Below are 5,464 nucleotides of genomic sequence, written 5' to 3' on the forward strand. Positions count from 1 at the left end.
CCCTGAAGGCATGCGCTGCGCGCAGCCTTCATCGGGGAAATGCGGCGCGAAGCGCCTGCATTTCAGGGGCGCGGGGAACTGCGCGACCCGCCCCCACCGGGCCGGAGTCGCGACACGACCAGTCCCGGCAGACGCGGATGCGAAACCCGCGCACTACTCCAGCGGCGACTTCATGCCCGGCTGGTAGTCGCCGGCAGGCTGTCGCGTCATCACGTTCAGACGGTTGAACGCGTTGATGCCGGCGATGAGGCAGACGAGCGCGCCGAGCTGCTCCTCGTCGTAGTGCTTGGCGGCACGCTCCCAGACCTCGTCCGGCACCCCCGTGGCGGCGTCCGCCAGTCGCGTGCCCTCCTCGGCGAGTTCGAGGGCCGCCCGCTCGGCCTCGGTGAAGACCTTCGCCTCGCGCCACGCCGCGACGAGGCTGAGCCGGACCGGGGTCTCGCCCGCCGCCACGGCCTCCTTGACGTGCATGTCGAGGCAGCCCGAGCAGCCGTTGATCTGGCTGGCGCGGATCTTCACCAGTTCCTGCGTCGCGACGGGCAGGCCGGAACCGGTCAGCGGCTGGTGCGCGGCGACGAGGCGCTTGAGGAATCCGACGGCGGACTGGCTGGCGAAGATGTTCAGACGGGGTTCCATGGCGAGCTCCCTGCTTGGATTCCGTAGTCCTGGATGGTGCGTTCACCAACAGGACGGATCGCAGGGGCCCGTCTGTGACATCCCCGGGCCGGAACGGGGTGTGACCTACGCCTCGTTCGCCTCGTAGGCCGCGATGAGGTCACGCGACCGCTTCACGTCGTCGGCGATGGCCTCGACGAGCTGCTCCAGGGAGTCGAACTTCGACATGCCGCGCACGAAGGCGAGGAAGTCGACGGCGACGTGCAGCCCGTACAGGTCGAGCCCCTCGCGGTCGATGGCGTAGGCCTCCACGGTCCGCTCGACCGCGTCGAACTGCGGGTTCGTGCCGACCGAGATCGCGGCGGGCATGGCCTCGCCCTCGACGTGCAGCCAGCCCGCGTAGACGCCGTCGGCGGGGATCGCGGTGTGCGGGAGGGTCTCCACGTTGGCCGTCGGGAAGCCCAGTTCGCGGCCGCGCTGCGCGCCGCGCACGACGACGCCCTCGACGCGGTGGGGGCGGCCCAGGATCTCGCGGGCGCCCTCGACGTCGCCCTCGGCGACGAGCCGGCGGGTCAGCGTCGAGGAGAACGGCTGACCGCCGCCCGCCGTGCCGCTGACGAACAGGTCGACGAGCTCGACGGCGAAGTCGTAGGTGCGGCCCTGCTCGGCGAGGAACGCGACGTCACCGGCGGCCTTGTGGCCGAAGCGGAAGTTGGGGCCCTCGACGACGACCCGGGCGTGCAGCCGGTCGACGAGCACCTTCGCGACGAAGTCGGCGGGCGACAGCTTCGAGAACTCGGTGGTGAACGGGAGGATCAGCACCGCGTCCACGCCCAGCTCGGCCATCAGCTCGGCCCTGCGGTGGTGCGCGGCGAGCAGCGGCGGGTGCGAGCCGGGGCGCACGACCTCGCTGGGGTGCGGGTCGAAGGTGACGACGACGGCCGGGACGCCCAGCTCACGGGCGCGCTCCACGGCACGGCCGATGATCAACTGGTGTCCGCGGTGCACCCCGTCGTAGGAACCGATGGTGACGACGCTGCGCCCCCAGTCCTGGGGGATGTCCTCCAAGCCACGCCAGCGCTGCACGGTGATTGCTCCTCGCAAACCTGTGTACGACGGTTCCGTCTGTCTGTGCTTCGTGCGTCTCCTACCGAACACGCAGGTCTAAGAGTGCCATGTCGCCCGGCCGCGCCACTCATCGGGCGGGTCGTCCGGGCTCAGGCGGGCACCTTCGCCCCGGCCACGCTCTCGATGGTGCGGCGGGCGCTGGGCCCGACGAGGGCGGCCCAGTCGGCCGGCTCGGCGGAGAGCCAGCGAGCGGTGAGCGCGGCGAAGCCGGGGACGGCCCCGGCCAGCTCCACCAGCCCCCGGTCGAAGCGGGCGGCGCCCTCGGGGGTGCGGACGAGCAGGGTGCCGGTGCGGTGCACGAGGTCGCGGGTGCGGGCCTGGCCGCGCCGCACGGCGCCCCGCGCGGCCGCGTCGAGGACGGCGGCGAGCACGTCCGGGTCCTGCTCCCGCCCGAGCAGGACGTCGAGCAGCTCCCCGCGCAGGCCGCGCGAGGCGGCGGTGCCGGGCGCGGCGAGGACGGGGGCGAGCGCGGCCCGTACGGCGGGCGTCGGGGCGCGCAGCAGGTCCAGGGCGAGCGGCAGCAGGACGGAGCGCCCGGTGGGGCCGCGCTCCAGGCACCGGTCCACGAACGCGGCCGCGTGCCGGGCGGCGCCTTCGGGGTGCGCGGCGGCCAGCGCTCCCACGAGCGCGGCCGCGCGGCGGGCCAGGGCGGGCGTCGTGACGTCGGCGAGGGTGCGTACGAGGTCGCCCGCGCCGGGGCCGAGCCCGTCGAGCCGGGACTCGAACGCGGCGAGGACGGGCTCGGGGTGGGTCTCCAGGGCCGGGGCGAGCGCGGACGCGGGCAGTTGCGGGTCCTCCGCGGCGAACCGGCGCAGGGCCCGGGCGAGGTACTGGGGCCGGGAGTGCGGGTCGCGGACGAGGAGGGCGAGCGCGGCGCCGTGCAGCGTGTCCTCGCCGGGGCGGGCCAGCAGGGCCAGCGCCGCGTAGCGCAGCAGTCCGCGGTCGGCGTCGCTGGTGGCCCGGGACTGGACGCGCAGCCCGTAGGCGAGGGCTGCGACGTGCCGGTCGAGCCGCTCGTCGTGCGCCCAGCGGTCGACGGCCCGGCACAGGGCGGAGGGCTCCTCGTCGGCGAGCACGGTGAGCAGTTCGTCGGCACGGGGGTGCGGGCAGTCGACGAGGGCCTCGGTGAGGTCGTCGACTGCACTGTGGCGGTGGGTGTGGAGCAGGGCCTGGGCGGCGGTCGCGACGGTGGCGTCGGGCAGCGCGGGCAGGGCCCGCTCGTCGTCGAACCAGGTGGTGAGCTGCCGCTGCGCGGCGGCGGGCGCGGCGGCCAGGAGCTCGGCGACGGTGTCCAGGTAGCGGTGTCCCTCCCCGGGCGAGGGGTCGTGCACGACGAGCCGCCGCAGCAGCGCGAAGCGGGCGCCGTCCGACACCGGGACCCGCGCCCAGAACCAGGGCCCGAAGGCACCGCGGTCGGCGAGCTCGCACAGGACGGGCAGATGCGCCTCGGCGTCCGGAACGCGCAGCAGCACCTCCGCGACCAGATGCCCGGCCCACCACTGCGCTTCCTCGTCGGCGGCCCGGCCCTCCCCTCGCTCGCCGCCCGGCAGCCAGGCGGTCAACTCCCCGAGCCGCTCCCCCAGTTCAACGGAACCCCGCTGCCGCCCGAGCAGCAGAAGGGCCCGCACCACAGGGCCCGCCCGGTGCCGCGGCACGGGCACCGCGGAGCCGCCCCGCCGCCGGAACACGAGGGCCTCCAGCGCCCCGTCCAGATCCAGGTGCATGCCCTGGATCCAGTCGGCCACCTCCTCGTGCGCGAAGCGGTATCCGCTCCCGGCCGGCACCAGGACTCCCTCGGTGAGCACGGCGGACGCCCACCCGCTCACCCCGTGCCGCGCGCCCCAGGGGAACAGCTCCTCGAACGCGGCCCGGTCCAGCTCCCCCTGCCCCGGCCCCAGACAGCTCCGCGCCGCCTCGTGCAGCTGACCGCAGACCCGCGCCGCGAGCCGCCGCACGGCCGCGCCCCGCAGGCCGGCGGGCGCGGCGAGCCGTACCGCCACGCGCAGGCACATCAGGTCCAGGTACGCCCCGAAGATGTCGTCCCGGTCCGGCTGCCCGGGCACCTCCCCGGGCAGCGCCGCCCGCACGTCCCGCAGCAGCCGCAGCGCCAGCGGGTGCCGGGCGTCCGCCGGGTGCAGGGCGCCTTCGGGGATCCCGAAGCGCTCCCGGGCCCGCTCGTCGTCCAGGTCCCCGATCCGGACGCAGGCGGGCAGCCTCCCGGCCCGCCCGTGCAGCGCCCCGGGGCCGAAGAGCCGGCCGGCCTGCTCCCAGTACTCGCCGCGGCAGGCCACGACGAGCCGGACGCCGGACGCGGCGAGCCAGCGCTCGGTGCCGTGGGACCAGGCGGCGAGCCGGTGGGCGAGCACGGGCGGCATCTCCTCGGGCCCGTCGAGCACCAGCATCAGGGGGCGTCCGGCGTCGGCGGCGATCCGGGCGACGCGCGCGGGCGAGAGGTCTCCGAGGTCGCCGGGCTCCACCTCACGGGTGGCGGCGACGATCCGGCCCGCGCGCTCCAGGGCGCGTCCGACGGCCTGCGCGACGGAGGTGTCGCCGCCGCCCAGATCGGCGCCGCGCAGCCAGAGCGTGGGCGCGGCGCCCGCTCCGGCGCCCCGGCGTGCGGCGAGGGCCGCGAGCTCGGTGGTACGTCCGCTGCCGGGGTCGCCGACGAGCGCGAGCAGCCGTGCGGGTCCGGCGCCGAACGCGGCCAGTTCCCGTACGACGTCCGGCCGTTCGACCGGGTCGGGGGCTCCGTCGGCGGCGGGCCCCTCGCTGCCCACGGAGACGGCGGCGAGCTGCAGAACGCCCGCGACGTTCAGCTCGTCCCCGTAGGCGGCGACCGTGACCGCGTTGCGGGCCAGGAGGGCTGCGAGGGGGCCGTGCGGGTCCGTCTCCGCGGCGGTGCGCAGCGGGACGGCGAGTCCGGCGGCGCGGTGGCCGGTGCTCAGGGCGGTACCGAGGACGGCGACGACGGCGCCCGTGACGGCGTCCAGGACGGGTCCGCCCGCGCCTCCGCCGCCCGGTGCCAGGGCGTCCGCGCCGGCGGTGCCGACGGCGAGCTCCATGGTCTCGGCGAGCGCGTGGGAGCGGTCGCAGGCCTGGTAGGTGGCGGGGCCGTGGCCGAGCACCCGGGCCTCGCGCCAGCCGCCGGCCGGGATGCGTACGTAGGCCCCGATGGGCAGGGGGCCGCCGGCGGCCACGGGCAGCGGCGGGACGCCGAGTCCTTCGGTGCGCACGAGGGCGAGGCCGAGGTGCGGGAGGGCGTGGACCGCCTCGGGGCCCACGACACAGGTGGCGCCGCCGGGCGCGTGCAGCACGAGGCGGCCGAGCCCGTCCACCGCTTCGTGACCGGTGACCACGGTCCCCTGGTCGTCCACGGCGAAGCCCGCTCCGCGCGGGCGCCCGGCCAGATCACAGATCCGAACCAGCGGCGGATCGACCATGCCGCTGAACCTCCCGCCGCTCTCCGCCACCCCCCGTCCCCTCGACGGTAGGCGCGCGGTGATCAGCAGGACAGCGCGCGAGGCGAACGCGCCCCCCTGCGCTCCCCTGATTCACTCCGAGCGCCCGCTCGATGGGGTGAACTCGTGCGGCTCGGCGGACAGACCTGATGGAGGGGGAACGTGGGGCGGGGGGGGGCGGGGCGGGGGCCGGGGGCCGCAGGGGCGCGCACGGAACACCGCGCGCCGGGGCGCGCGCACGCACCCGCACGCCCACGCGCTCG

The 5,464-nt window shown here is 76.4% G+C and carries 3 protein-coding genes; all 3 read right to left on the reverse strand.

All coding sequences use genetic code 11. The annotated features are described in order from the left end of the window. Positions 1 to 153: 153 nt before the first annotated feature. Positions 154 to 636 (reverse strand): carboxymuconolactone decarboxylase family protein, encoded by a 483-nt coding sequence (locus ACFW9D_RS32325; RefSeq protein WP_188336538.1) that lies wholly within the window; start codon positions 634 to 636, stop codon positions 154 to 156. A 105-nt stretch (positions 637 to 741) separates the two neighbouring features. Next, positions 742 to 1,701 (reverse strand): bifunctional riboflavin kinase/FAD synthetase, encoded by a 960-nt coding sequence (locus ACFW9D_RS32330; protein ID WP_188336539.1) that lies wholly within the window; start codon positions 1,699 to 1,701, stop codon positions 742 to 744. 131 nt (positions 1,702 to 1,832) lie between these two features. Next, the gene (locus ACFW9D_RS32335; RefSeq protein ID WP_384627865.1) at positions 1,833 to 5,183 is read right to left on the reverse strand and encodes a trypsin-like peptidase domain-containing protein; all 3,351 of its coding nucleotides are present in this window, start codon (positions 5,181 to 5,183) and stop codon (positions 1,833 to 1,835) included. Between the last annotated feature and the right edge of the window lie 281 nt (positions 5,184 to 5,464).

This window comes from Streptomyces sp. NPDC059524, from assembly GCF_042749255.1.
Taxonomy (GTDB): Bacteria; Actinomycetota; Actinomycetes; order Streptomycetales; family Streptomycetaceae; genus Streptomyces; species Streptomyces xanthii.

Coding starts and splice junctions, on each gene's coding strand:
- ACFW9D_RS32325 (WP_188336538.1), bottom strand. CDS start 636: ATGGAACCCCGTCTGAACATCTTCGCCAGCCAGTCCGCCGTCGGATTC.
- ACFW9D_RS32335 (WP_384627865.1), bottom strand. CDS start 5,183: ATGGTCGATCCGCCGCTGGTTCGGATCTGTGATCTGGCCGGGCGCCCG.